Source organism: Streptomyces sp. NPDC001770, from assembly GCF_053596135.1.
Genome location: NZ_JBSFFN010000019.1, coordinates 100,836 through 124,763 on the forward strand (window position 1 = coordinate 100,836; position 23,928 = coordinate 124,763).

A 23,928-nucleotide genomic window follows, 5' to 3' on the forward strand; every position below is an offset into this window, starting at 1 on the left:
TCAGTGACCGCGGGCGATCCACTCCTCCAGGTGCGGGGCCTCCGCGCCGATGGTGGTGGAGTCGCCGTGTCCGGTGCGGACGGTGGTGTCCGCCGGGAGGGCGAGCAGCCGGTCCCTGATCGAGTCGACGATCGTCGGGAAGTGCGAGAACGACCGGCCGGTGGCGCCGGGCCCGCCCTGGAAGAGGGTGTCCCCGGTGAAGACCGTGGCCAGCTCGGGGGCGTACAGGCAGACGGCCCCCGGGGCGTGGCCCGGGGTGTGCAGGACGGTCAGCCGGGTGCCGGCGACCTCCAGCTCCTGACCGTCCGCCAGTTCGCCGTCGGGCGTGCGGTCGGGGTGGGTCTGCTTCCACAGCGGCAGGTCGTCCGGATGGAGCAGCACCGGGGCGCCGGTGGCCTCGGCGAGGGCCGGGGCGGCGTCGATGTGGTCGTTGTGCGCGTGGGTGGAGACGATGGCGCGCAGCGTGCGTCCGCCGAGGGCGGCCAGGATGGCGTCGGCGTCGTGGGCGGCGTCGATGACGATCGCCTCGTGGTCGTCGCCGACGATCCAGACGTTGTTGTCGACGTCCCATTCCCCGCCGTCGAGGGCGAAGGTGCCGGAGGTGACCAGGTGGTCGATGCGGGCGGCCATCAGAAGACCACCACCGAACGCAGCACGTCGCCGTCGTGCATCCGCTCGAAGGCGCGCTCGACGTCGCCGATGCCGATGGTCTCGGTGACGAACGCGGAGAGGTCGATCCGGCCCTGCTGGTGCAGGTCGACGAGCATCGGGAAGTCGCGGGACGGCAGGCAGTCGCCGTACCAGGACGACTTCAGCGAACCGCCGCGGCCGAACACGTCGAGGAGCGGGAGTTCGAGGCGCATCTCGGGCGTGGGGACGCCGACCAGGACGACGGTGCCGGCCAGGTCGCGGGCGTAGAACGCCTGCTGGTACGTCTCCGGGCGGCCGACCGCCTCGATGACGACGTCGGCACCGTTGCCGTCGGTGAGGGCGCGGATCGCCTCGACCGGGTCGCCGCTGCGGGAGTTGACGGTGTGCGTGGCACCCATCTTCTTCGCCGTCTCCAGCTTGCGGTCGTCGATGTCCACGGCGATGATCTTCGCCGCGCCCGCGAGCCGTGCGCCCATGACGGCCGCGTCGCCGACGCCGCCGCAGCCGATGACCGCGACGGAGTCGCCCCGGCCGACCTCGCCGGTGTTGATGGCGGCGCCGATGCCCGCCATGACACCGCAGCCGAGCAGGCCGGCGACGGCCGGGGACACCTCGGGGTCGACCTTGGTGCACTGGCCGGAGGCCACCAGGGTCTTCTCCGCGAACGCGCCGATGCCGAGCGCCGGGGAGAGCTCGGTGCCGTCGAGCAGCGTCATCCTCTGCTTGGCGTTGTGGGTGTTGAAGCAGTACCAGGGGCGTCCGCGCAGACAGGCACGGCACTGGCCGCAGACGGCCCGCCAGTTGAGGATGACGAAGTCGCCGGGCGCGACGTCGGTGACGCCCTCGCCGACCGACTCCACGACGCCCGCCGCCTCGTGGCCGAGGAGGAACGGGAACTCGTCGTTGATGCCGCCCTGCTTGTAGTGCAGGTCGGTGTGACAGACACCGCACGCCTGGATCTTCACCACGGCCTCGCCGGGTCCGGGGTCGGGGATCACGATCGTCTCGACCCGCACCGGCTCGTTCTTGCCCGGCGCGATGACGCCTTGCACCTGCTGCGGCATACCCTGGTCTCCTTCTGAAGTGGCGGCCCCGGGGCGTGCCGGACCGTTCCCGCCGGGCGGGACGGTCCGGCACGGCCCGGGCCCCTGCGACGTCCGACCGCTGTCCGAAGATCGAACTCGGACAAAGGTACGCGCTGCGGGGTGGGCGTGCGCAGACGCGGGCGGGGGTTCAGGGCGCGAGTACGTCCAGTTCGTCCAGGGCGCCGAACGCGATCTCACGGGTGAGCCGCTCGGCGGCCTCCGCGTCCCCCTCGCGTACCGCCTCGGCGACCCTGACGTGCAGGGTCACGGCGGCCGGGTCGGGGTCTTCGAACATCACCCGGTGGTGGGTGCGGCCGGCCAGGACCTCGGCGACGACGTCCCCGAGCCGGGCGAACATCTCGTTGCCCGAGGCGTTCAGCACCACCCGGTGGAAGGCGATGTCGTGGCGGAGGTACTCCTCCAGCCGCTGGCCCCGCGAGGTCTCGACCATGCCGAGGGCGCACTCGGTGAGGGCCGCGCACTGCGCGGGGGACGCGTGCCGGGCGGCGAGCGAGGCGGCGACGGGCTCGATCGCGGACCGGAGGACGGTCAGCGAGCGGAGCTGGCGGGGGCGGTCGGCGCCGGCGAGCCGCCAGCGGATGACCCGGGGGTCGTAGACGTTCCACGCCTCGGTGGGGCGCACGGTCACGCCGACCCGGCGCCGGGACTCGACGAGGTGCATCGACTCCAGGACGCGGACCACCTCGCGGACGACCGTGCGGGAGACCTCGAACCGCTGGGCGATCTCGTCGGTCCGCAGGACGTCGCCGGGCCTGCGCTCCCCCGAGGTGATCTCCAGACCAAGGGCGTCCAGCACATGCGTATGGAGCCCCTGGCTCGTCGTGGTCATGGGGCAAGGGTACGGGGCGATTCCGGGACACCCCGGACGGGTTGCGGCGGGAGACGCCCGCGTCCGGTGTGACGGGCGGGGGCCGGGGAAGGCGCCGGATGCCGGTGCCGCTCCGGAGCTTCCGGAAGCACGTCGGCGGGTCGTTCCGGCGGCTTGTTCCGGCGGGCTGCGCGGGCCGGCTGCGGGCTGAGCGATCCCCGGGAGACCATTAAGTACGACGTTTACGTCACACTCACTTGAATAAGTACGACCTAATGGGTTTCAGTAGCGCGACGGACCGATGTCGAAGAAGACAGCGAGGCACCAATGAGCACCCCCCACGTCGTCGTGGTGATGGGCGTGGCAGGGACCGGCAAGACCACGATCGGCCCCCTGCTCGCCACCGCACTCGGCGTCCCGTACGCCGAGGGCGACGACTTCCACCCCGAGTCGAACATCGCCAAGATGTCCGCCGGTACCCCGCTGGACGACTCGGACCGCTGGCCCTGGCTGGACGCCATCGGACAGTGGGCACACGGCCGGGCCGGGCTCGGTGGTGTCGTCTCCAGCTCGGCGCTCAAGCGGGTCTACCGCGACCGGCTGCGCGCCGAGGCGCCCGACGCCGTCTTTCTGCACCTGACCGGAGACCGCGCCCTCATCGAGGGGCGGATGTCCGCGCGCAAGGGCCATTTCATGCCGACGGCACTGCTCGACTCGCAGTTCGCCACCCTCCAGCCGCTGGAGGCGGACGAGGCGGGCGTCGAGGTCGACGTGACCGGTACTCCCGAAGAAATCACCGAACGGGCCGTCGCCGCACTGCGCCGGCTCGCGAGTTAAGGACCCCCCACCGTGACAAGTCTCAGCGTCGAGACGTTGGCAGCGGACGCCGTCGATCCCATCACCTCCGCGGGCAACGCGCAGTTGGGCATCGCCGTCGTCGCAGGCATCGCCGTCATCGTCCTGCTCATCACCAAGTTCAAGCTGCACGCCTTCCTGGCGCTCACCATCGGCTCGCTGGCGCTCGGCTCCTTCGCCGGGGCTCCGCTGGAGAAGACAATCGCCAGCTTCACGGCGGGGCTCGGCTCCACCGTCGCGGGCGTCGGCGTCCTCATCGCGCTGGGCGCGATACTCGGCAAGCTGCTGGCCGACTCCGGCGGCGCCGACCAGATCGTGGACACCATCCTCGCGAAGGCGAGCGGCCGGGCGATGCCCTGGGCGATGGTGCTGATCGCCTCCATCATCGGGCTGCCCCTCTTCTTCGAGGTCGGCATCGTCCTGCTGATCCCGGTGGTGCTGCTCGTCGCCAAGCGCGGCAACTACTCCCTGATGCGGATCGGCATCCCGGCGCTCGCGGGTCTCTCCGTGATGCACGGGCTGATTCCCCCGCACCCCGGTCCGCTCGTCGCGATCGACGCGCTCGACGCCAACCTCGGGGTCACGCTGGCCCTCGGTGTGGTGGTCGCCATCCCGACGGTGATCCTCGCCGGTCCGGTCTTCTCCCGCGTCGCCGCCCGCTGGGTGGACATCAAGGCGCCCGAGCGCATGGTCCCCGAGCGCGCCTCGGAGGATCTGGAGCGCCGCCCGAGCTTCGGCGCGACGCTGGCCACCGTGCTGCTGCCGGTCGTGCTGATGCTGGCGAAGGCCCTGGTCGACATCGTCGTGGACGACCCCGGGAACGGCGTCCAGAAGGTCACGGACGTCATCGGCTCCCCGCTGATCGCTCTGCTCGCCGCCGTGATCGTCGGCATGTTCACGCTGGGCCGGGCCGCCGGGTTCACCAAGGACCGGCTGGCCGGCACCGTCGAGAAGTCGCTCGCCCCGATCGCGGGCGTGCTGCTGATCGTCGGCGCGGGCGGTGGCTTCAAGCAGACGCTGATCGACGCCGGCGTGGGCCGGATGATCCTGGAGTTCTCCGAGGACTGGTCGATCCCCGCGCTGCTGCTCGGCTGGCTGATCGCGGTCGGCATCCGGCTCGCGACCGGTTCGGCGACGGTGGCGACCATCTCGGCGGCCGGTCTGGTCGCCCCGCTGGCGGCCGACATGTCGACCGCGCACGCGGCCCTGCTGGTCCTCGCGGTCGGGGCGGGTTCGCTCTTCTTCAGCCACGTCAACGACGCGGGTTTCTGGCTGGTGAAGGAGTACTTCGGGATGGACGTCGGCCAGACGGTCAAGACCTGGTCGGTGATGGAGAGCATCATCTCCGTCTGCTCGCTCGTCTTCATCCTGCTCCTCTCCCTGGTGTTGTAGGGCCCCACGCGGGTCCCTGACGGCCCCGCCCCTGCTCCACCGGGCAGGTCCCGCCCGGAGCCGACGAACCCGGCGGGACCACAGGCGCCCGACCGGTCCGGTACGCATGCCCATACATGCTTCCCGGACCGGTCGGGCGTCTTCGTGCCCGGTGCGGCCGTCGCTCCCGGCCGGAGCCCGTCAGCCGAGGGCCGCCGCGGCCGCCCGGCCCGCCGTGCGGCCGGAGAAGATGCAGCCGCCGAGGAAGGTGCCCTCCAGCGAGCGGTAGCCGTGCACCCCGCCGCCGCCGAACCCGGCCGCCTCACCCGCCGCGTACACCCCGGGCAGCGGGGAGCCGTCCGCCGTCAGCACCCGGGAGGAGAGGTCCGTCTCCAGGCCGCCGAGCGACTTGCGGGTGAGGATGTTCAGCCGGACGGCGATCAGCGGCCCGGCCTTCGGGTCGAGGATGCGGTGCGGCTTCGCCGTGCGGATCAGTTTGTCCCCGAGGTACGAACGCGCCCCGTGGATCGCCGTGATCTGGAGGTCCTTGGTGAACGGGTTGGCGATCTCGCGGTCGCGTGCGGTGATCTCGCGGCGCAGCTCGTCCTCGTCGATGAGCCCGTCGCCGGTCAGGGCGTTCATGCCCCTCACGAGCGCGCCGAGGTCGTTCTCCACCACGAAGTCCACGCCGTGGTCCATGAACGCCTTGACCGGCCCGGGGACCTCGGCGCGGGCGCGGCCGATGACGTCGCGGACCGACTTGCCGGTGAGGTCCGGGTTCTGCTCGGAGCCGGAGAGCGCGAACTCCTTGCCGATGATCCGCTGGTCCAGGACGAACCAGGTGTAGTCGTACCCGGACTTCATGATGTGTTCGAGGGTCCCGAGCGTGTCGAAGCCGGGGAAGAGCGGGACCGGCAGTCGCTTGCCCCGGGCGTCGAACCAGAGGGAGGACGGGCCGGGCAGGATGCGGATGGCGTGCTTGTCCCAGATCGGATTCCAGTTCTCGATGCCCTCGGTGTAGTGCCACATCCGGTCGCGGTTGATGTGGTGGGCCCCGGCCTCCTCGGCGACGCCGAGCATCAGTCCGTCGACGTGGGCGGGAACTCCGGAGAGCATCTTCGCGGGCGGGGTGCCGAGCCGCTCCGGCCACTGGGCCCGCACCAGGTCGTGGTTGCCGCCGATGCCGCCGGAGGTGACGATCACCGCCTGGGCCCGCAGCTCGAAGGCGCCGGTCGTGGTCCGGCTGCTGGCGGTGCCGCGCTCGGCCGCGCTGGGCTCCAGGATCTCGCCGGTCACCGTGTCGACGGCTCCCCCGGTGCGGCCGAGTCCCGTCACCCGGTGCCGGAAGCGGAACTGCACGAGCCCCTTGGCGACGCCCTCGCGCACCCGCCGTTCGAAGGGGGCGACGACCCCGGGGCCGGTGCCCCAGGTGATGTGGAAGCGGGGGACGGAGTTGCCGTGGCCGGTGGCGTCGTAACCGCCGCGCTCGGCCCAGCCGACCACCGGGAAGAGCCGCAGCCCCTGCGCGCGCAGCCAGGAGCGCTTCTCACCGGCGGCGAAGTCGACGTACGCCTCGGCCCACTTCTTCGGCCAGTGGTCCTCCTTCCGGTCGAAGCCGGCCGTGCCGAACCAGTCCTGGAGGGCCAGCTCCCGGCTGTCCTTGATCCGGAACCGGCGCTGCTCCGGCGAGTCGACGAGGAAGAGGCCGCCGAAGGACCAGTGCGCCTGGCCCCCCAGCGACTGCTCGGGTTCCTGGTCGAGCAGGATCACGGAGCGCCCCGCGTCGGCCAGCTCCGCCGTGGCGGCCAGCCCCGCGAGGCCGGCTCCGATCACGATCACGTCGGCGTCGTACGCCATGGTTCCATCCTTCGGGCGAGGCGGTGCGGAATCCGGCCGGGGCGCGGCACCGGGGCGCGGGGCGGCGGACGTGCGCGGGAGCGCCGGCCGGTGTCCCGCAGGCCGGTTCGTGGAGAGGCCCGGAGGTCGCAGAGCGCGGAAGTTACTCGTGCGTCAGATCTTCGGCACCCCTCGACACCGGAGTCAACAGGCCGGTCGGACCAATCTCACCGCTCCCCTACGCCAAGGGGCATATCGTTCGGAACACACCGTTTCCGCCCGCCCGATCCGAGGAAGAAACCTGTGTCCTTGCTGGTCGTCCTCCTCTCCGTGGGCGCGGCGGCGTGCCTGGGTTTCGGCTTCGTCCTGCAGCAGGACGCCGCCCGCCGCGCCCCGATGAGCGATTTCCTCTCCCCCCGGCTGCTGCTCGACCTGATGAAGGTGCGGAGCTGGCTGGCCGGCATCGGGTTCATGGTCTGCGGGATGGTGCTCGGGGCACTGGCTCTCGGCCAGGGCGAGCTGTCGGTGGTGGAGCCGCTGCTGGCCACCAACCTGCTCTTCGCGCTGGGGCTGTCGCGCGGCCTCACCGGACAGCGGCTCGGCCGCCAGGGGTGGAGCGGGCTCGTGCTGCTCTCCTGCGGGGTCGCCGCGTTCCTGCTGGCGGGTCAGCCGACCGGCGGCCGGGCGGAGACCGACCCGCTGCGGCACTGGCTGATCATCGGCGTGGTGGTGGGACTCGCGCTGGTCCTCGCGGCCTCCGCCCGGCACGCCCGCCCCGCGGTGGCGCCTTCGTTGCTGGCCCTGGCCGCGGGGCTGCTGTACGGACTCCAGGACGCCCTCACCCGGGAGAGCGGCCAGTTGCTGACCGACGGCGGCTGGCCCGCACTGGTGGGCAGCTGGCAGCCGTACGTCGTGCTGGTGATCGGCGTGACCGGGCTGATCCTGGTGCAGAGCGCGTTCGAGATGGCGCCGCTGCGGATGTCGCTGCCCGCGCTGACCGCAGCGCAGCCGCTGGCGGGGATCGCCTGTGGCATCGGGTTCCTCGGCGACCAGGTGAGGATGGACCCGGCGGCGCTGGCGGGCCAGGCGGCCGGGCTGGCGGCGATCGTCGCCGGGATCGTGCTGCTGGGGCTGCATCCGGCGCTGCCGGGCGGCAAGGGCGGCGCCCATCCCGCCCGGGACCTGCTGCCCACGGACGGGGGCGGGATCTGACGGGATCGGCCCGGCTCCGGTCACGGCTCGACGGCCTCGGCGTGCTGTTGGATGGGCGGCATGAATCCTGCTGACGAGATCCTGGACATCGTCGACGAGAACGACGAGGTGGTGGGGCGGGCGACGCGCGGTGAGGCGACCGCGCGCGGGCTGCGCCACCGGTGCGTGTTCATCGAGGCGCGGGACGCCGAGGGGCGGGTGTTCGTGCACCGCAGGACGGCCACCAAGATGGTCTTCCCCTCGCACTACGACATGTTCGTCGGTGGCGTGGTCGGGGCGGGCGAGTCGTACGACGAGGCGGCGCTGCGGGAGGCGGAGGAGGAGCTCGGCGTCCTGGGGCTGCCGCAGCCCGAGCCGCTGTTCTCGTTCCTGTACGAGAAGGACGGGCACTCCTGGTGGTCACGCGTCTACCAGGTGCGGTGCGAGCTGCCGGTCGATCCGCAGAAGGAGGAGATCGACTGGCACGGCTTCCTCGCGGACGGGGAGCTGGCGGAGCGCATCCCCGAGTGGGCGTGGACGCCCGACGGGCTGGAGGCGTACCACCGGCTGCGGGCGGTCCGGGGCGAGGAGGCGGGCTGACTCCGGGTTCTGATCACCCCGGCTCGATGTGATCAGAACCGCCCACAAAGGGGCGGATAGGGTTCCCACGTGAAGGAATTCGTACAGAGCCTGCGGTTGTGGTTCGCGCCGCAGCGAATCCGCGACGAGGGCGACACCCCGGACTACCGCTTCTCCCTCGCCAACGAGCGGACGTTCCTCGCCTGGATCCGTACGGCCCTGGCGCTGATCGGCGGCGGCTTCGCCGTCGACCAGTTCCTTCCGGGTCTCGCCCGGGGAGTGCGCGCGGGCCTGGCGTTCGGACTCCTCGCCGCCGGAGTGCTCTGCGCCCTGCGGGCCGTGAACCACTGGGTCCGCTGCGAACGGGCCATGCGCCGGGGCGAAGACCTGCCCGTCTCCCGGTTCCCGACCCTGCTGAGCCTGGTGGTCGCGGTGGTGGCCGTGGCGATGGTGGTGGTCGTCCTCTTCGGCTGGGAGGGCCGGTGACCGGACCCGTACCCGGGCCCGCTTCCGGGCCCGCCCGGGACCCGGGCCTCCAGCCCGAGCGCACCCGCCTGGCCTGGCGGCGCACCACGCTGTCGGCGACCGTGGCGGCGGTACTCGCGGGCAAGCAGGCCCTGCACGGCGGCGCGACCCTCGCCGCGACGATCGCGCTGGCCCTGAGCGCGGCGGCCTGGCTCGGCTTCCTGCGGGTGGCCCACCGGCGGGTACGGGAGACCGGTACGGCGCAGCCGGTGCCGCTTGCTCCGCGGGCGGCCCTGGTGGCCGCCGCGTGCACGGTGGCCCTGGCGGTCTTCGCGGCGGCGATGGTGTTCTGAGCGGCGCGCGCCGGTGGTCCGCGCGGCGTGCGCCATTCCGTCGTGCGCCGCCCACACCCCCGTACGCCCGGGGACCCGGGCCGAAGGGCGTTTCCCCGTGCCCGGTACGGGCATGCCGGACGGGATACCGGCGCATCGGCCGGGACCCCGTCGGCCGCTGCACCGCGGCCGGACGACCCGAGGATGGTGGTTGAGCTGCCCGTACCGGACGCTTCCGAGAGGTCCAGCACCGCCGTGATCATCACCAACGGCCGCGGCGAGTACCTCCTGCATCTGCGCGACGCCAACAAGCCGATCTGCGACAGCGGCACCTGGTCCCTGGTGGGCGGCGGCGCCGAGGGGGCGGAAACGCCGGACGACGCCATCCGGCGGGAGATCCAGGAGGAGACCGGCCTCGTGCTGCCCGGCGTCACGGCCTTCACCGCCGTGCGCGACGAAGGCCCGTACGTGACCGAGGGGCACATCCACGTCTACAGCGCCCACTGGGACGGTGACGCGCACGCCCTCCCGGTGAGCGAGGGCATCATGTTCCACTGGTTCGATCTGGCCACGATGGAACATCTGACCATGTGCCCGTGGGCCCACCGGGCCATCAAGGCGCACCACTCCGCACGGGCCGGCTGAACCACAGGCCTGCTGGAGTACGGGCCGGCGGAACCCCGTGCACGTCCGCGCCGGGTCAGCGCACCCCGCGCGGACGGTACTGGATGCTGACCCTCGGGCCGCAGGCGCGGGCCGTCTTCGGCACCGCGTGCTCCCAGGTCCGCTGGCAGGACCCTCCCATGACGATCAGGTCCCCGTGCCCCAGCGGGCGGCGCAGCGTCCCGCCCGCGTGGCCGCGGGGGCGCAGCAGCAGGTCGCGCGGGGCGCCCACGGAGAGGATGGCGACCATGGTGTCCTCGTGCGAGCCCCGGCCGATCCGGTCGCCGTGCCAGGCGACGCTGTCCCGGCCGTCACGGTAGTGACAGAGTCCCGCCGTCGCGAAGGGCTCCCCGAGTTCCTCGGCGTAGTGCGCCGACAGGGCGTCGCGGGCTTCGGCGAGGACGGGGTGGGGCAGGGCATCATCCGCGCGGTAGAAGGACAGCAGGCGCGGGACGTCGACGGTGCGGTCGTACATCCGGCGCTGTTCGGCGCGCCAGGGGACTTCGGTCACGAGGCTCGCGAAGAGTGCGTCGGCGCCGGTCAGCCAGCCCGGCAGCAGGTCGATCCAGGCTCCGTGGCCGAGCTCGGTGCGACGCAGGCCGGTCAGGGGTGCGAGAGCGGGGCCGTCGGACTGACCGAAGAGCGATGGCTGGAGAAATGAGGACATGGGACCGACGAGTCTAGTTCATCTGTTCGAATATGGACGGGGCCCGCCCCTCGGGGACCCCTGCCGCCTCACGAGACAGGGTCCGGTCGGGCTCGGCGGCGCCCGCGCCCCCAGGCCCGCACGACCGCCCGGGCGTACACGAGGCGGACGCCCGGTACGACCGCCAGGGGGTACGCGACGCGGGTGTCCGGCCGCCCCGCCGGCTCCGTCCGCGGCGGACCCGAGTGCGGCCACCCCGCCGCCCGCCTCCTCACTCGGGGAGCAGCTCACCCGCGGGCGCCTCGGCGGCCTCCGCCGCGGAGTACGAGGAGGTGAAGGTGAAGGCGCGCGGGGACGGGCCGTTGGTGCGCAGGTCGGCCAGCCGCTCCAGCGCCTCGCCGACGGTCGGGACGTGCCCGGCGGGGATCCACCAGAGCACCAGGTGCGCCTCGACGTGCCGGTCGAACCAGTCGCGGCGCCGCCGCACCACTTCCAGGTGACCGCTGCGGTAGGTGAAGTCCCAGAGGGCTTCCGGGGTCTCCCACACCGACATGTTGACGATGACGTTCTCGCCGGCCGGGCGCAGGGCCGTGGCGTCGGCCGTTCCGTCGGCCACGAGCCGCCACACGAAGCCGGGCGCGCCGTCCGCCGTGGCGTTGACCGGATCGAGGGCTTCGACGAACGGCGCGATGCGCGGGTCGTCGAGGGGGTGGAGGAGCGTGGCGACGTTGAGCTGGGCCAGGTGGGCGGCGCGCGGGGGTGCGGTCATGGCCTCATCCCAGCACGGCCCGCTTTTCTATGTCAATCGACATTGGTTTTAGAATTTTCGACGACCACGCAGCACTCCCCCGGCCTGGGGTCCATGCGGGCGCGGACGGGGCCGTCCGCCCCGAGCAGTCCTTCCAGCAGAGCGAGGTTCATGCCGCAGACGAGCGGCGGGAAGCGTTCGGCGACCGCGTGGAAGGGGCAGTTGCGCATGCGGACCACGGGGGTCGCCGCTTCCGGGCCCCCCTGGGCACCCTCACCCTCCAGATGAGGTTCGTAGCCGCGTGCGGCCAGCAGCCGCGCGGCCTCTTCGAGGTCACCGCAGGGCGCCGCCCCACCGCGCAGCGCCTCGCCCCGGCGGCGCGCGGCCGCACCGAGTCCGGCATCGAGCCCGGCCTCCTCGGCCGCCTCGGCGAGGAGTTCGGCGGCGATGCGGTAGTCACGGGCGGGGAGCGAGACCGCGAACTCGGCCCGCACCCGCGCGTACACCTTGGCGGGCCGCCCGGCCCCCGGCCCCGAGCGGCCGGACAGCCGCCGGCTGCCGCTCTCCAGCAGGCCGGCCTCGGTCAGCTTGTCGAGATGGTGCGCGGCCAGGGTGCGCGTCACCCCGACCGCCTCGGCGGCCTCGTTGCGGCCGACCTCGCGCCCCTGGGCCGCCACGTACTCGTACAGGCGGCGGCGTACCGGGTCCTGCAGCATTGCGATCGCGTCGATGTCCTCCACCCGGCCATTCTAGGAACAACGCGGGTTGGAGATAGAAGCGACGGAGGGCGCTCCGCACGCGGGACCCGCCTACAGGACGGCGTCCAGCAGCCCCGGGAAGCGCGCGTCGAGGTCGTCACGGCGCAGGGTGAGCGAGCGCTGACGCCCCTGGGGGACGTTGCGGACGAGACCGGCCTCACGCAGGGTCTTCAGGTGGTGGGAGAGCGTCGACTTCGGAATGGGGCCGGAGTCCGGCTGGCACTCCGCGACCTCCAGGGAGCCGGCGACGGCGAGGCGCCGCACGATCTCCAGCCGAGCCGGATCGCTCAGCGCGAAGAGCACACCGGTCAGTTCCAGCGCCGCGGCTTCCGGGTGCGCGAGGTCCCGGGTCGATCCACTCATGGTTCGACGATACTGGAACCGTCTCAGTTCGAGAAAATTGGAACCATGGGACGCGGTGGGCTACCCTCCGACTGTTCGAGAAAATTGGAACCCCCCTTCTGGAGCCTTCATGCCTCCCGCTCCTCCCCCCGCATCCCGCCCCACGCCGATACCGGCCGTCCGCGGCCCCCGCCTCTCCCGCGCGGCGGGTTTCTGGCTGCTGGGCACGGTCCAGTTCACACTGATGGCCGCGAGCAGCGCGCCCTCTCCGCTCTACTCCGAGTACGCCCGCGACTGGGGCCTGTCGGCCACTGCCGTGACCGTCGTCTTCGCCGTCTACGCCCTGGCCGTCCTGGCGGCCCTGCTGGTGGCCGGCGCCCTCTCGGACCATCTGGGCCGTCGTCCGGTGCTGGTCGCCGCACTCGTCGGCGAGGCCGCGGCGATGGTGGTGATGCTGACCGCCGACGGGGTGGGCCAGCTGATCGTCGGCCGGGCGCTCCAGGGGCTGGCCACCGGTGCCGCCGCCGGTGCCATCAGCGCCGGGCTGATCGATCTGCAGCACCCGGGCTCCCGGCTCGGCGCACTGCTGAACAGCGTCGGCACCACGGGCGGCATGGCGGCGGGCGCGCTGGCCGGTGGCGTACTCACCCAGTACGCGCCCTCCCCGCACGTGGTCGTCTTCGCCCTGCTCGCGGCCGCCTCCCTGGCGCTGGCGGCCGCCGTACCGCTGGTGCCCGAGACCTCTCCGCTGCGCCCCGGCACGCTCGCCTCGCTCCGGCCGCGGGTGTCCGTACCGCACGCGGACCGCAAGGCGTTCCTGATCGCCGCGCCCCCGTTCATCGCCAGCTGGGCGATCGGCGGCCTGTACCTCTCGCTGGGATCGTCGCTGACGGCGGACATCCTGCACACCGGCAACCACGTCGTCGCGGGACTCGTGGTGGCCCTCCTGCCCGGTACCGCCGGGATCGCCTGCCTCGTGCTCCGCGACATGGCCCCGCTGCCGATGATGCTCTCCGGCTCCGTGGCCCTGGCCGCCGGAACCCTGCTGACCCTGCCGGCCCTCCTCCTCCCGTCGATGCCGCTGCTGCTGGCCGCCACCGCGGTCGCCGGATTCGGCTTCGGCACTGCCTTCTTCGGCGGTTTCCGCATGCTGGCGCAGACCTCCGCCCATGAGCGGCGGGCCCAGCTGTTCGCCGCGGTCTACGTCATGTGCTACCTGGCCAACAGCGTCCCGGCCGTCGCCGCCGGCCTCGCGATCCCCTCGCTGGGGCTGCGCGACACCGCGACCGCGTACGTCGGCGCGGTCGGCGTACTGGCCCTGCTGTCGATTCCGTTCGGCGTCGGCGCCCTGCGGCGCACCAGGCAGGCCCCGGCCGTCCGCGCGGTGGTGACGGCGTCCGTCACCGCTCCCGGCTCCCTGATCGGTCCCCGGCCGTGACGACCTCGAAGGGCGGCAGCAGGGTGCGGGGGTCGTGGCCGGACTTCCACAGCCCGATCAGGAGCGCGCTCGCCGCCTCCGGCTGATCCGCCCGCTCCAGGCCGCCGACCGTGAGCGGTACGTGTCCGAGATCGCGCACCAGGGTGCGTACGGTCTCCAGTGCGGCCTCGTCGTCGCCGCAGAGCGGAACGGCGAGCGGGCCCTCGGGCGTGGCGGCGGCGAGCGGGCCGAGCCGCCACACGGAGTCGGGGAGGCGGTTGAACGCCTTGACCACCGCGGCCCCGGTGGTACGGGCGAGGGTACGGACCGCACCCGGGCCGGTACCGGTGGTGAGCAGCAGACCGGGGCCGATCGCGTTGGTGCAGTCGATCAGCGTCCGGCCACACAGTGCGCCTGCGCCGGAGCCGAGTTCGGCGAGTACGTCCGCCAGGGCTTCGTGGGGCAGGGCGAGCAGGGCCGCATCCCCGGAGAGAGCCGCCTCACCGAGCGTGCCGGGCCGGCCCGGTCGGCGAGGGCGCGCGACCGCTCCGGCGACCGCCCGCCGAAGACCACCTCGTGCCCGGCGGCGGCCCAGCGCGTACCGAGTGCGTCCGCCATGTTTCCCGTACCGAGCACGCCGATGCGCATCCGTCTTCCCCCATCCGTCGCCGCCGCTCTCCGGTGCGGGAGCGGCTCCTGCGACGTCAGGAGATGTGACGCCTACCATGTGGTGCCCAAGTGGCAGACGAACAGGGGGCGTTGTGGAACGGGTGCTGGCCGACTGCCGGGCGAGACTCGGGTTCGACCTGCTGGCGAACACCTGGAACGCCGTGGTGATCCAGGCGCTGGGAGCGGGACCGCTGCGCCCGCGCGCTCTGCGCACGGTGATCGGCTCGATCAGCTCCAAGGTGCTCAACGAGACCCTGCGCAGGCTCACGGAGTACGCACTGGTGGAGCGTACGGTCCACGCCGGGGCGCCGCGCCGCGTCGAGTACGCGCTGACCCCGCTCGGCCGGACGCTGCTGGAGCCGATCGCGGCGCTGGGCCGCTGGTCGGCCGAGCACGGGGACGCGTTCGCGGCGGCGCAGGGCTGGGACGGCTGAGCCGCGATCCGCGATCCGTGACCGGGATCGGGATCGGCCGCCCCGCCGGCGGTGTCACCAGCGCGGGATCGCCGGGGTCACCCACCCGGGGTCGGCCTTGCGCATCGCCGCCGCGTCGTCGCGGTCGCGCATGGTGCCGTCGTCGTCGAGCCAGCGCCGGTGGAGGGCGGCCAGCCGGTCCCGGTCGAGTTCGACGCCGAGGCCGGGAACGTCGGAGACGGTCAGCCGCCCGTCCTTGAACACGTGGCGGGTGGTGATGACGTCCTCGGCCTGCCAGGGGTAGTGGCTGTCGCAGGCGTAGTCGAGATTGGGCACGGTGGCGGCGACATGGGTCATCGCGGCGAGGCTGATGCCGAGGTGGGTGTTGGAGTGCATGGAGAGGCCCACCCCGAACGTACGGCAGATGCCTGCCAGTTCACGGGTGCGGTGCAGCCCGCCCCAGTAGTGGTGATCGGAGAGGACCACCTGCACCGCGTCCTTCGCGAAGGCCTCGGGCAGTTCGGCGAGCGTGGTGACGCACATGTTGGTGGCTAGCGGGACGTCCGTGCCCGCCGACACCTCCGCCATCGCCGGGGTTCCGCTCGCCGGGTCCTCCAAGTATTCCAGCACGCCGCCCAGTTCGCGGGCGACGCGGAGTGAGGTCTCCACCGACCAGGCACCGTTGGGGTCGAGTCGCAGCGGACGGCCGGGGAACGCCTCGGCGAGCGCGCGGACCGCGGCGATCTCCTCGTCGGGCGGGAAGACACCGCCCTTGAGCTTGAACGAGCCGAACCCGTACTCCCGGGCGAACCGCTCGGCCTGGGCGACGACCCCGGCCGGGTCGACGGCGGCGCCCCAGTCGTCCGCCTCGCCGCCCTCGGGGTGGGCGGCCCAGCGGTAGAAGAGGTACGCGCTGTAGTCGACCGCGTCGCGGACCTTGCCGCCGAGCAGGGCGTGCACGGGCAGGCCGAGCGCCTTGCCGAGCGCGTCCAGGCAGGCGACCTCGAAGCCGGAGACGACGGAGAGCCGGAGCTTGTCGGCCGTACGGACACCCCGCAGGCCACCCGCGTCCACGCCGTCCTCGCCCCCGGCCGCGCGGGAGTCGCCGCACACCTCCTCCGCGAGGGCGAAGAGGCCGTTCAGATCGCTGACCGAACGGCCCGGGAGTGCCTGGGCGAGCGGGCGGGCGAGATCGAGGTAGACGGAGTCGCCGTAGGTCTCCCCGACACCGGTCACGCCACCTCGTGTGACCACTTCCACGATGAGTCGCGGAGTGTAGGGCTGATGCACACCCTGGGTGTTGAGCAGGGGCGGGTCGGCTATGAGAATCGGGGTGAGCCGGACATCCTCGATCAACAGCGCTGTATCCATACGTGAACTCTATTCAGGGATGCGTTCGGACGCCAGGGTGGACACCGGGGCGGGATCAGGTGGGGCGCCGGGTCGGGCGCCAGGTCGGACGCCGGACTGGACGGCAGGGTGCGCCGGGATGGACGCCGCCCCCGCGGGTTCGGCTGCACCTCGCGGCTGCGGATTCGGGCCACTCACTGGACGACATACCGACTGGTCGGCATCATGGGCACGTTCGGTCCACCACCCCCGGAGGTGCGCGTCATGAGCTCAGTCCCCCCGCCAGGACTCGACCCCGCCCTGCTGCGCGGCCATCTCGACCGCGAGCGGCCGGGGCTGGTGAGCGGACCGCTCGAAGCCCGGCTCATCGAGGGCGGCCGGTCGAACCTGACGTACACCGTCACCGACTCCGTCCGCACCTGGGTGGTCCGCAGACCTCCGCTGGGCCACGTCCTCGCCACCGCGCACGACATGAAGCGCGAGCACCGGGTGATCGACGCCCTGCACCCGACCGCCGTACCGGTGCCCGAGGCAGTGCTGCTCTGCGAGGACGACTCCGTCATCGGGGCGCCGTTCTACGTCATGGAGTACGTGGAGGGCACCCCCTTCCGTACCGCCGAGCAGCTCGCCCCGCTCGGCCCCGAGCGGACCCGGCGGGTGGTGCTGGGACTGGTGGACACCCTGGTCGACCTGCACGCCGTGGACCCGGCGGCGGTCGGGCTCGGCGACTTCGGACACCCCGAGGGCTTCCTCGACCGGCAACTGCGGCGCTGGGGTAAGCAGTTGGACGCCTCACGCAACCGCGAGCTGCCCGGCATCGACGAACTCCACGCCGGCCTCGGCCGCGCGCTGCCCGACTCGCCCGCCCCGGCCGTCGTGCACGGCGACTACCGCCTGGACAACGTGCTGATCGGCGCCGACGACTCCGTCAAGGCGGTACTCGACTGGGAGATGTCCACCCTCGGCGACCCGCTCACCGACCTCGGCCTGCTGGTGATGTACAGCTCCGACCTGGGACTTCCCGAGTCCCCCGTCTCCACGACGAGCGGCGCACCGGGCCACCCGTCCCCCGCCGAGCTGATCGAGCGCTACGCCGCACGCTCGGGCCGCGACACCTCCGCCCTCCCCTGGTACACCGCGTTCGCCTGGTTCAAGCTCGCCGTGATCCTGGAGGGCATCCACTACCGCTACACGCTGGGCCAGACGGTCGGCGCGGGCTTCGACCGCATCGGCGAACTCGTCCCCCTCTTCATCGAGCACGGCCTCACCACCTTCCAGGAAGGCTGATCACCCGCATGGACTTCGCATTCGACGCCCGTACCGAGGAGCTGCGCGCCAGGCTGCTCACCTTCATGGACGAGCACGTCCACCCGGCGGAGAGGACCGCCGAGGAGCAGCGGGCGCGGCTCGCCTCGCCCTGGGAGACCCCGCCGGTGGTGGCGGAGCTGAAGGCCGAGGCGCGCCGCCAGGGCCTGTGGAACCTCTTCCTGCCGGACGCCGAGCACGGCGCGGGGCTGACCAACCTCCAGTACGCGCCCCTCGCCGAAATCAGCGGGCGTTCGCCGCAGTTGGCGCCGACCGCGCTGAACTGTGCGGCGCCGGACACCGGGAACATGGAGGTGCTCCACCAGTTCGGTACGGACGCCCAGAAGAAGCAGTGGCTGGAGCCGCTGCTGGCGGGCGAGATCCGTTCGGGGTTCGCCATGACGGAGCCCGAGGTGGCGTCGTCCGACGCGACCAACATCGAGACCCGGATCACGCGGGACGGCGACGACTACGTCATCAACGGCCGCAAATGGTACATCTCCGGGGCGATGAACCCGGACTGCGCGATCTTCATCGTGATGGGCAAGACCGACCCGGACGGCGAGGACATCCGCCGCCAGCAGTCGATGATCCTGGTCCCGCGCGACACCCCCGGTCTCGAAGTCCGCCGCGCCATGCGGGTGTACGGGTACGAGGACCACTGGCACGGCGGGCACGCCGAACTCGTCTTCACCGACGTCCGCGTGCCGGCGGCCAACCTGATCGGCGAGGAGGGCGGCGGTTTCGGGATCGCCCAGGCGCGGCTGGGCCCGGGGCGCATCCACCACTGCATGCGGCTGATCGGGATGGCGGAACGCGCGATCGAGCTGATGTGCCGCCGCGCGGTCTCCCGTACGGCCTTCGGCAAGCCGCTCGCCCAGCAGGGCGTGGTGCAGAACTGGATCGCGGACGCCCGGGTGACCGTCGAGCAACTGCGGCTGCTGGTGCTGAAGACGGCGTGGCTGATGGACACCGTGGGCAACCGGGGAGCGCACACCGAGATCCAGGCCATCAAGATCGCCACGCCGCGCGCGGTGCTCGGCATCCTCGACGACGCGGTCCAGCTGCACGGTGCCGGGGGCGTGAGCCAGGACTTCCCGCTCGCCGAACTCTGGGCGTCCGCACGGACCTTGCGCCTGGCGGACGGGCCGGACGAGGTGCACCAGCGGTCGCTGGCGCGGCGGGAGATCAAGAAGTACCTCTGACGACGGACACCGCGAAAGCCGGTCGGCCGGTGCGCGGGGCGTACGAGCCCCCGCGCACCGGCCGTCCGGGCGCACGGGACGTCAGAAGGTCAGCGACCAGCTGTTGATGTACCCGGTGTCGGAGGACGCCGTGTCCTGCACCTTCAGCTTCCACACGCCGTTGGCTACTTCGGAGGACGCGTCGACGGTGTAGGTGGCGACGACGTTGTCCGCCGAGTCGCTGCTGCTCGCGCTCTTCAGCCGGTAGGCGGTGCCGTCCGGTGCGACCAGGTCCACCACGAGGTCACCGCGCCAGGTGTGCCGGATGTCCACGTCCACCTTGAGGCCGGCGGGTGCGTTGCCGGTGCGCCCGGTGACGGTGAGGGAGGAGGTGACGGCGGCGCCGTTGTCCGGCACGGTCACGTCGGTGGCGTTGGTGAACACCGTCCCGGCCGGCGGGGTGGCCGTGGCGGCCGAGAGCTTCCAGACCGCGTAGGCGATGGCGTCGCTGTTGCGGTCGAGCGCGGTGTCGTCGATGTTGGCGGAGCTGTCGCAGGAGGCGTGGTAGCAGCGGTCGAAGGCCAGCCCCGAGGTGCCGCCCCACTTCTGTGCCTGCGCGGCGGTCTTGATGTAGTCGGCGCCGGAGAAGAGTCCGCCGACCGGGACGCCCGCCGTCTTGAAGGGCGCGTGGTCGGAGCGGCCGTCGCCCTCGGTCTCGATCTCGGTCGCTATGGAGATGCCCGCGTAGTAGTCCTTGAAGGTCTGCTCGATCGTCGGGTCGTCGTCGTAGACGAAGTAACCGGGGTTGGGCGAGCCGATCATGTCGAAGTTGAGGTAGCCGGTGAGCTTGGCGCGTTCGGTGGCCGCCAGGTTGTTGACGTAGTACTTCGACCCGACCATTCCCAGCTCCTCCGCTCCCCACCAGGCGAAGCGGAGGTGCTTGTCCGGCTGGTAGCCGGCCCGGGAGACGGCGAGGGCGGTCTCCAGTACGGCCGCCGAGCCGGAGCCGTTGTCGTTGATCCCGGCGCCGGCGGTCACCGAGTCCAGGTGGGCCCCCGCCATCAGGACCTTGGAGGTGTCGCCGCCCGGCCAGTCGGCGACCAGGTTGTAACCGGTGGCGCCGCTGGACGTGAACTGCTGGAGGGTGGTGGTGTACCCGGCGGCGTCGAGCTTCGCCTTCACGTAGTCGACGGACGCCTTGTAGCCGGTGCGGCCGTGGGCGCGGTTGCCGCCGTTGGCGGTGGCGATCGACTGGAGCTGGGCCAGGTGGGCCTTGACGTTGGCGAGCGGGATGTCGGGGGCGGCGACCGCCGCCACCGCCGCGGGGGCGGGTACACGGACGGGGGCCGCGGAGTGCGCGGCCCCCGTCGTCACGAGCAGGGAGGCCACCGCGAGGGCGGCGGCGGAGGGCAGGGTTCTGCGCAGGACCGGTCTCATCACATGCTCCGATTTCCGTGAAAGGTGACGGAAGGTGCGGGGGGTACCCGGCCGGGGCCGTACCCCGGCCGGACCTGGAGCTGGTGGTGCGCGGTGCGTTGCGGCGTGCGGGCGCGCGTGCGGTGTGCGGTGCGGGCGCGCGGAGTTTCGGGACGCGCCGGTGCGTGACCGATATTCAGCCAGTTAGCCGTACACGGTCAAGAGCAGAAACCGGACACGGCTGTTCGGTCAACGGACACCGCAGGCCAGAGCTTTACGTGGTCCGTCCACCGGTCCTGGCGGACGGCCCCCGCGCTCCCGGCCGTCCTCGCCGGCTCACCCGTGCGGAAGCCCGCTCCGTGTCGCTGCCCGGCGCGCGAGCGGTCGGCTGCGAAGGTACGGCGAGAGTTTTCGGCCGGATGCCCCCGAAAGGCGCCGGACGCCATGCCGTCGTGTCCGTCCGCGCACACGGCCCGGGGGCCGGGTCCGGCCCGCGCGGCGGAGGAGGGCCCCGAGGGCGGGTCGGCCGTCCGGCTCGTACCGCCTCGGCAGGAGGGCACGCATGACGACGGGTCAGGGCCATGAACGCACCACGGGTCGCACCGGCGCCGTGGGCCGCGGGGGCACCACCGCGCGCAGCCGCCGGGGTTTCCTGCGGGCGGGTGGCGGGATCGTGGCGGCGGGCGCGCTGCCGCCGGTGCTCTCCGGGTGCTCGGGCGGCTCCGGCGACGGGCTGCGGATCGTGGGGGTCACCGACCAGCAGCAGCCGGTCGAGGAGCTGCTGGCGCTCTACCGCGAAAGCCGGCCCGGGGAGACCTTCACCACCTCGTTCGCGCCCACCGAGCAGATGCAGACCGTGGTCCGCACCCAGCTCGCCGGGGGCAACGCCCCGGCCGTGCACGCGGTCTACCCGGGCAGCGGCAGCGCGATGTCCATGGTCGAGCTGGCCAGGGCCGGGCTGCTCACGGATCTCAGTACGCAGCCGTGGACGGCGAACATCCCGTCGGCCTTCGGTACGGCCTACCGGTACGAGGGGCACACGTACCTCTACTCGGCGGGCAGCTGCCTGATCGGCGCGATCTACAACAAGAAGGTGTTCGCCCGGGCGGGGGTCGAGCCGCCGTCGACCTGGAAGGAGCTGCTCGCCGTCTGCACGCGGCTCAGGGCCCGGGGCGTCGTGCCGATCGCACTCGGCGCGCAGACACCGTGGGTGACGCAGCTGATCAGTTACGCGCTGGTGCCCAACGCCGTCTACGCGCACAACGCCCGGTTCGACGACGACATGGCCGCCGGCCGGGCGTCCTTCCGGGACTCGGGCTGGGCCGATGCCCTGGGCCGGTACCAGGAGCTCCAGCGCAAAGGTTTCTTCAACGACAACCCCAACGGCACCACGTTCGAGCAGCAGACCGCGATGGTCGCCACCGGGAAGGCGGCGATGGCCGTGCAGGTCTCCGCGGTGCTCGGGGTGTTCCGGGAGGCCACCGGGAGCCCGGAGGACCTGGCGATGTTCCCCTTCCCCGGCGGCGACGATCCGGCCCGGCTGTGGATCCCGGCCGGGATCGTGGTCGGCCTCGGTGTCTCCGTACGGGCGAAGCGCGACCCCCGGGCCGCGGACTTCATCGCGTTCCTCGGGAAGCAGGAGAACATCGACCGCTGGGCGTCCGCGGTCTTCGCCATTCCCTTCCGGCGGGACGCGTCCACCGCCGTCGACCCGGTCCTGGAGCCCTTCCTGCCGATCGTGGACGCGGGGCGCGCCGTGCCGTTCATGGACCAGCGGTGGCCCAACGCCGAGGTGCAGCCCGCGCACTTCGCGGCCGTACAGGATCTGCTGTCCGGTGAGACGGACGTCCGGGGCGCGCTCGGTCAGATGGACGACGCCTACCGGAGGGCCTCATGAGCCGCTCGCTCCCCCAGCCCGAAGAGATCCAGCCCGAGGAGCCCCGAGCCGGGAAGAGCGGGCCCGTGAAGGCCGGGCCCGGGGCTCGGCCCGGGAAGGCCGGGCCCAGGAAGACCCCGCCCACGGTCCGGATCCAGCCGCCGCAGACCCCGCGCACGCGCCCGAGCCGTGATCTCACCGTCCCGCCCTGGGGGTTCGTGGTCCCCGCACTGGTGGTGTACGCGGTCGTGGTGCTCTACCCGAGCATCGCGGGCGTGGCGTACGCCTTCACCGACTGGTCCGGCATCGGCGACGCCTCGTTCGTCGGGCTGGCGAACTTCCGGGCGCTCCTCGACGACCGGCGGACCCTGGACTCCGTGGTGAACACGCTGCTGCTGACCGCCGCCGTGGTCGTGGTGCAGAACGTGGTGGGTCTGCTGCTCGCGCTGGGGGTCGACACCAACATCCGGAGCAAGTCGCTGCTGCGGGTGGTCTTCTTCGCCCCGGCGGTCGTCAGCCCGGTGATGGTGGCGTTCCTGTGGAAGTACGTCTACAACCCCGAGCCCGCCGCCGGGCTCAACGGCCTGCTGGGGGCCGTCGGCCTCGGCGCCCTGCGGCAGGACTGGCTGGGCGATCCGTCGCTGGCGCTCTGGTCGGTGGCGGCGATGGTCGTCTGGCAGTACGCCGGGTACTCGATGGTCATCTTCCTCGCCGGGCTCCAGGGGGTGCCGCCCGAGCTCCACGAGGCGGCGAAGATCGACGGCGCCGGGACCTGGCAGCGGTTCCGCTACGTCACCTGGCCCATGCTCGCCCCGGCACTGACCGTCAACCTCATGCTCTCGACCATCGGCGGCCTGAAGCTCTTCGACCAGGTGTACGCGGCCACCAACGGCGGCCCCGGCACCGCCAGCGAGACCCTGTCGACGGCCCTCTTCAAGGAGGCGTTCGTGTACGGGAAGTTCGGCTACAGCACCGCGGTGGCCCTGGTCCTCGCGCTCTTCGTCGCGGCGGTCTCACTGGTCCAGCTCCGCTTTCTGCGCGCCCGGGAGGTGACCGCGTGAACTCCGTGAAGCCCGCGAGGTCCGCGCGGTCCGTCCGCCGTCGCGCCCGCTACGGGAGTTACGCCCTGGAGCTGGTCATGGTCGCCGTCGCGGTGCTCTTCCTCTTCCCGGTGTACGCCCTGGTCACCCTGGCGCTCAAGGAGCCCCGGCAGATCGCCGACTCCCCGCTGGGCCTGCCCGCCCCGCCCACCGCGCACAACTTCACCCACGCCTGGTCGTCCGCCTCGCTGGGGCCGGCGCTGGTCAACAGCGCGGTGATCACCACCCTCAGCCTGGTGCTGCTCGTGGTGGTGGGCTCGACGGGCGCGTACTTCCTGGCCCGCCGGGCCCAGGGGCTCGGGTACGGGCTGTACATCCTCTTCCTGCTGGGGATCGTGCTGCCGTTCCAGCTGGGGATGATCCCGCTGTACAAGCTGGTCGACAGTCTCGGCTGGCTCGGTACGTACCAGGGGATGGTGCTCTTCTACACCGGCATCCAGCTGCCGTTCACCGTCTTCCTCTACACCGGCTTCATCCGCACCCTGCCCGCCGACTACGCGCAGGCCGCGCTGATCGACGGGTGCGACCACCGGCAGGCGTTCACCCGGATCGTCTTCCCGCTCCTGCGGCCGATCACCGGCACGGTGATCATCCTGAACGCCGTCTTCGTCTGGAACGACTTCTTCACCCCGCTGCTCTACCTGGGCGGGTCGGCCAGGGAGACCGTGCCGGTGGGGGTGTTCTCCTTCGTCGGCCAGTACGTGTCGGACTACGGGCTCGTCTTCGCCGGGCTGGTGCTGGCCGCGCTGCCGGTCCTCGTGGTGTTCCTGCTGCTCCAGCGGTACGTCATCAAGGGGTTCGCCGGGGGGCTCAAGGGCTGAGCGCCCCGGCCGCACGGCCTTACTGT

At 72.2% G+C, this 23,928-nt stretch carries 25 protein-coding genes; 14 read left to right on the top strand and 11 right to left on the bottom strand.

Features of this window, described 5'->3' with window-relative positions; translation table 11 throughout:
• From ACWCSV_RS18755 to ACWCSV_RS18765, 3 genes are all read right to left on the bottom strand, one after another.
• Positions 1-630 (bottom strand): MBL fold metallo-hydrolase, encoded by a 630-nt coding sequence (locus tag ACWCSV_RS18755; protein WP_451143494.1) that lies wholly within the window; start codon positions 628-630, stop codon positions 1-3.
• Positions 630-1,715 (bottom strand): S-(hydroxymethyl)mycothiol dehydrogenase, encoded by a 1,086-nt coding sequence (locus tag ACWCSV_RS18760; RefSeq protein ID WP_451143496.1) that lies wholly within the window; start codon positions 1,713-1,715, stop codon positions 630-632. Before ACWCSV_RS18760 ends, ACWCSV_RS18755 begins: the two co-directional genes overlap by 1 nt.
• Before the next feature lie 169 nt (positions 1,716-1,884).
• Positions 1,885-2,586 (bottom strand): FadR/GntR family transcriptional regulator, encoded by a 702-nt coding sequence (locus ACWCSV_RS18765; protein ID WP_451143498.1) that lies wholly within the window; start codon positions 2,584-2,586, stop codon positions 1,885-1,887.
• Between the two features lie 306 nt (positions 2,587-2,892).
• On the opposite strand from ACWCSV_RS18765, the gene ACWCSV_RS18770 reads away from it, so the two are divergent.
• Both ACWCSV_RS18770 and ACWCSV_RS18775 read left to right on the top strand, forming a co-directional pair.
• Positions 2,893-3,402 (top strand): gluconokinase, encoded by a 510-nt coding sequence (locus ACWCSV_RS18770; RefSeq protein ID WP_327174885.1) that lies wholly within the window; start codon positions 2,893-2,895, stop codon positions 3,400-3,402.
• A gap of 12 nt (positions 3,403-3,414) precedes the next feature.
• The gene (locus ACWCSV_RS18775) at positions 3,415-4,812 is read left to right on the top strand and encodes a GntT/GntP/DsdX family permease (protein WP_451143500.1); all 1,398 of its coding nucleotides are present in this window, start codon (positions 3,415-3,417) and stop codon (positions 4,810-4,812) included.
• A gap of 180 nt (positions 4,813-4,992) precedes the next feature.
• Here the strand turns inward: ACWCSV_RS18775 and ACWCSV_RS18780 are convergent, their stop codons facing one another.
• Positions 4,993-6,648 carry an FAD-binding dehydrogenase gene (locus ACWCSV_RS18780; protein ID WP_451143502.1) on the bottom strand — a complete coding sequence of 552 codons (1,656 nt, stop codon included), beginning with the start codon at positions 6,646-6,648 and terminating at the stop codon, positions 4,993-4,995.
• A gap of 282 nt (positions 6,649-6,930) precedes the next feature.
• Between ACWCSV_RS18780 and ACWCSV_RS18785 the strand changes: the two genes are divergently transcribed.
• The 5 genes from ACWCSV_RS18785 (at position 6,931) to ACWCSV_RS18805 (ending at position 9,839) form a co-directional block, all read left to right on the top strand.
• Positions 6,931-7,839, top strand: a complete 909-nt coding sequence (locus ACWCSV_RS18785) for a DMT family transporter (RefSeq protein ID WP_451143504.1) — start codon at positions 6,931-6,933, stop codon at positions 7,837-7,839.
• Between the two features lie 60 nt (positions 7,840-7,899).
• A complete protein-coding gene (locus ACWCSV_RS18790; RefSeq protein WP_451143506.1) occupies positions 7,900-8,418 on the top strand; it encodes an NUDIX domain-containing protein in 519 nt (172 codons plus the stop codon).
• A gap of 69 nt (positions 8,419-8,487) precedes the next feature.
• Positions 8,488-8,883 carry a YidH family protein gene (locus ACWCSV_RS18795; RefSeq protein ID WP_266702702.1) on the top strand — a complete coding sequence of 132 codons (396 nt, stop codon included), beginning with the start codon at positions 8,488-8,490 and terminating at the stop codon, positions 8,881-8,883.
• Positions 8,880-9,215, top strand: a complete 336-nt coding sequence (locus tag ACWCSV_RS18800; RefSeq protein ID WP_451143508.1) for a DUF202 domain-containing protein — start codon at positions 8,880-8,882, stop codon at positions 9,213-9,215. The genes ACWCSV_RS18795 and ACWCSV_RS18800 overlap by 4 nt, the downstream gene beginning before the upstream one ends.
• A 183-nt stretch (positions 9,216-9,398) precedes the next feature.
• Positions 9,399-9,839, top strand: coding sequence for an NUDIX domain-containing protein (locus ACWCSV_RS18805; RefSeq protein WP_451143510.1), 441 nt, complete (start codon positions 9,399-9,401; stop codon positions 9,837-9,839).
• A 55-nt stretch (positions 9,840-9,894) separates the two neighbouring features.
• On the opposite strand, the gene ACWCSV_RS18810 is transcribed toward ACWCSV_RS18805, so the two are convergent.
• From ACWCSV_RS18810 to ACWCSV_RS18825, 4 genes are all read right to left on the bottom strand, one after another.
• The gene (locus ACWCSV_RS18810; RefSeq protein ID WP_451143512.1) at positions 9,895-10,524 is read right to left on the bottom strand and encodes an alpha-ketoglutarate-dependent dioxygenase AlkB; all 630 of its coding nucleotides are present in this window, start codon (positions 10,522-10,524) and stop codon (positions 9,895-9,897) included.
• 250 nt (positions 10,525-10,774) lie between these two features.
• Entirely contained in the window at positions 10,775-11,272 is a 498-nt protein-coding gene (locus ACWCSV_RS18815; RefSeq protein ID WP_451143514.1) for a DUF3291 domain-containing protein, read from the bottom strand.
• A gap of 32 nt (positions 11,273-11,304) precedes the next feature.
• Positions 11,305-11,991, bottom strand: a complete 687-nt coding sequence (locus tag ACWCSV_RS18820) for a helix-turn-helix transcriptional regulator (RefSeq protein ID WP_451143516.1) — start codon at positions 11,989-11,991, stop codon at positions 11,305-11,307.
• 69 nt (positions 11,992-12,060) lie between these two features.
• Positions 12,061-12,372, bottom strand: coding sequence for an ArsR/SmtB family transcription factor (locus tag ACWCSV_RS18825; RefSeq protein WP_451143518.1), 312 nt, complete (start codon positions 12,370-12,372; stop codon positions 12,061-12,063).
• Between the two features lie 109 nt (positions 12,373-12,481).
• On the opposite strand from ACWCSV_RS18825, the gene ACWCSV_RS18830 reads away from it, so the two are divergent.
• Positions 12,482-13,789, top strand: coding sequence for an MFS transporter (locus ACWCSV_RS18830; protein ID WP_451143520.1), 1,308 nt, complete (start codon positions 12,482-12,484; stop codon positions 13,787-13,789).
• Here ACWCSV_RS18830 and ACWCSV_RS18835 read toward each other — a convergent pair.
• The gene (locus ACWCSV_RS18835; RefSeq protein ID WP_451143522.1) at positions 13,752-14,495 is read right to left on the bottom strand and encodes an NADPH-dependent F420 reductase; all 744 of its coding nucleotides are present in this window, start codon (positions 14,493-14,495) and stop codon (positions 13,752-13,754) included. The genes ACWCSV_RS18830 and ACWCSV_RS18835 overlap by 38 nt on opposite strands.
• Between ACWCSV_RS18835 and ACWCSV_RS18840 the strand changes: the two genes are divergently transcribed.
• Positions 14,494-14,871, top strand: coding sequence for a winged helix-turn-helix transcriptional regulator (locus tag ACWCSV_RS18840; protein ID WP_451143524.1), 378 nt, complete (start codon positions 14,494-14,496; stop codon positions 14,869-14,871). The genes ACWCSV_RS18835 and ACWCSV_RS18840 overlap by 2 nt on opposite strands.
• A gap of 54 nt (positions 14,872-14,925) precedes the next feature.
• Here ACWCSV_RS18840 and ACWCSV_RS18845 read toward each other — a convergent pair whose 3' ends face one another.
• A complete protein-coding gene (locus ACWCSV_RS18845; RefSeq protein WP_451143526.1) occupies positions 14,926-16,221 on the bottom strand; it encodes a glucarate dehydratase family protein in 1,296 nt (431 codons plus the stop codon).
• A gap of 243 nt (positions 16,222-16,464) precedes the next feature.
• Between ACWCSV_RS18845 and ACWCSV_RS18850 the strand changes: the two genes are divergently transcribed.
• Entirely contained in the window at positions 16,465-17,487 is a 1,023-nt protein-coding gene (locus tag ACWCSV_RS18850; protein ID WP_451143528.1) for a phosphotransferase family protein, read from the top strand.
• Between the two features lie 8 nt (positions 17,488-17,495).
• A complete protein-coding gene (locus ACWCSV_RS18855) occupies positions 17,496-18,710 on the top strand; it encodes an acyl-CoA dehydrogenase family protein (protein ID WP_451143530.1) in 1,215 nt (404 codons plus the stop codon).
• Positions 18,711-18,791: 81 nt separating this feature from the next.
• Here ACWCSV_RS18855 and ACWCSV_RS18860 read toward each other — a convergent pair whose 3' ends face one another.
• The gene (locus ACWCSV_RS18860) at positions 18,792-20,126 is read right to left on the bottom strand and encodes a M28 family metallopeptidase (RefSeq protein WP_451143532.1); all 1,335 of its coding nucleotides are present in this window, start codon (positions 20,124-20,126) and stop codon (positions 18,792-18,794) included.
• A 541-nt stretch (positions 20,127-20,667) separates the two neighbouring features.
• Between ACWCSV_RS18860 and ACWCSV_RS18865 the strand changes: the two genes are divergently transcribed.
• Genes ACWCSV_RS18865 through ACWCSV_RS18875 form a run of 3 tightly spaced genes read left to right on the top strand, consistent with a single transcriptional unit; the run spans position 20,668 to position 23,902 of the window.
• Positions 20,668-22,002, top strand: coding sequence for an ABC transporter substrate-binding protein (locus ACWCSV_RS18865; protein ID WP_451143534.1), 1,335 nt, complete (start codon positions 20,668-20,670; stop codon positions 22,000-22,002).
• On the top strand, positions 21,999-23,042 hold the full coding sequence (locus tag ACWCSV_RS18870; RefSeq protein WP_451143536.1) for a carbohydrate ABC transporter permease: 1,044 nt from the start codon (positions 21,999-22,001) through the stop codon (positions 23,040-23,042). Before ACWCSV_RS18865 ends, ACWCSV_RS18870 begins: the two co-directional genes overlap by 4 nt.
• A complete protein-coding gene (locus ACWCSV_RS18875) occupies positions 23,039-23,902 on the top strand; it encodes a carbohydrate ABC transporter permease (protein WP_451143538.1) in 864 nt (287 codons plus the stop codon). The genes ACWCSV_RS18870 and ACWCSV_RS18875 overlap by 4 nt, the downstream gene beginning before the upstream one ends.
• Positions 23,903-23,928 lie beyond the last annotated feature (26 nt).

Bases quoted from the DNA above. Each gene is read 5' to 3' on its own strand.
- ACWCSV_RS18830 (WP_451143520.1), top strand. From the start codon at position 12,482: ATGCCTCCCGCTCCTCCCCCCGCATCCCGCCCCACGCCGATACCGGCC.
- ACWCSV_RS18765 (WP_451143498.1), bottom strand. From the start codon at position 2,586: ATGACCACGACGAGCCAGGGGCTCCATACGCATGTGCTGGACGCCCTT.
- ACWCSV_RS18780 (WP_451143502.1), bottom strand. From the start codon at position 6,648: ATGGCGTACGACGCCGACGTGATCGTGATCGGAGCCGGCCTCGCGGGG.
- ACWCSV_RS18840 (WP_451143524.1), top strand. From the start codon at position 14,494: ATGTGGTGCCCAAGTGGCAGACGAACAGGGGGCGTTGTGGAACGGGTG.
- ACWCSV_RS18860 (WP_451143532.1), bottom strand. From the start codon at position 20,126: ATGAGACCGGTCCTGCGCAGAACCCTGCCCTCCGCCGCCGCCCTCGCG.
- ACWCSV_RS18770 (WP_327174885.1), top strand. From the start codon at position 2,893: ATGAGCACCCCCCACGTCGTCGTGGTGATGGGCGTGGCAGGGACCGGC.
- ACWCSV_RS18815 (WP_451143514.1), bottom strand. From the start codon at position 11,272: ATGACCGCACCCCCGCGCGCCGCCCACCTGGCCCAGCTCAACGTCGCC.
- ACWCSV_RS18845 (WP_451143526.1), bottom strand. From the start codon at position 16,221: ATGGATACAGCGCTGTTGATCGAGGATGTCCGGCTCACCCCGATTCTC.
- ACWCSV_RS18835 (WP_451143522.1), bottom strand. From the start codon at position 14,495: ATGGTAGGCGTCACATCTCCTGACGTCGCAGGAGCCGCTCCCGCACCG.
- ACWCSV_RS18790 (WP_451143506.1), top strand. From the start codon at position 7,900: ATGAATCCTGCTGACGAGATCCTGGACATCGTCGACGAGAACGACGAG.
- ACWCSV_RS18805 (WP_451143510.1), top strand. From the start codon at position 9,399: ATGGTGGTTGAGCTGCCCGTACCGGACGCTTCCGAGAGGTCCAGCACC.
- ACWCSV_RS18810 (WP_451143512.1), bottom strand. From the start codon at position 10,524: ATGTCCTCATTTCTCCAGCCATCGCTCTTCGGTCAGTCCGACGGCCCC.
- ACWCSV_RS18825 (WP_451143518.1), bottom strand. From the start codon at position 12,372: ATGAGTGGATCGACCCGGGACCTCGCGCACCCGGAAGCCGCGGCGCTG.
- ACWCSV_RS18865 (WP_451143534.1), top strand. From the start codon at position 20,668: ATGACGACGGGTCAGGGCCATGAACGCACCACGGGTCGCACCGGCGCC.
- ACWCSV_RS18855 (WP_451143530.1), top strand. From the start codon at position 17,496: ATGGACTTCGCATTCGACGCCCGTACCGAGGAGCTGCGCGCCAGGCTG.
- ACWCSV_RS18850 (WP_451143528.1), top strand. From the start codon at position 16,465: ATGAGCTCAGTCCCCCCGCCAGGACTCGACCCCGCCCTGCTGCGCGGC.
- ACWCSV_RS18870 (WP_451143536.1), top strand. From the start codon at position 21,999: ATGAGCCGCTCGCTCCCCCAGCCCGAAGAGATCCAGCCCGAGGAGCCC.
- ACWCSV_RS18760 (WP_451143496.1), bottom strand. From the start codon at position 1,715: ATGCCGCAGCAGGTGCAAGGCGTCATCGCGCCGGGCAAGAACGAGCCG.
- ACWCSV_RS18755 (WP_451143494.1), bottom strand. From the start codon at position 630: ATGGCCGCCCGCATCGACCACCTGGTCACCTCCGGCACCTTCGCCCTC.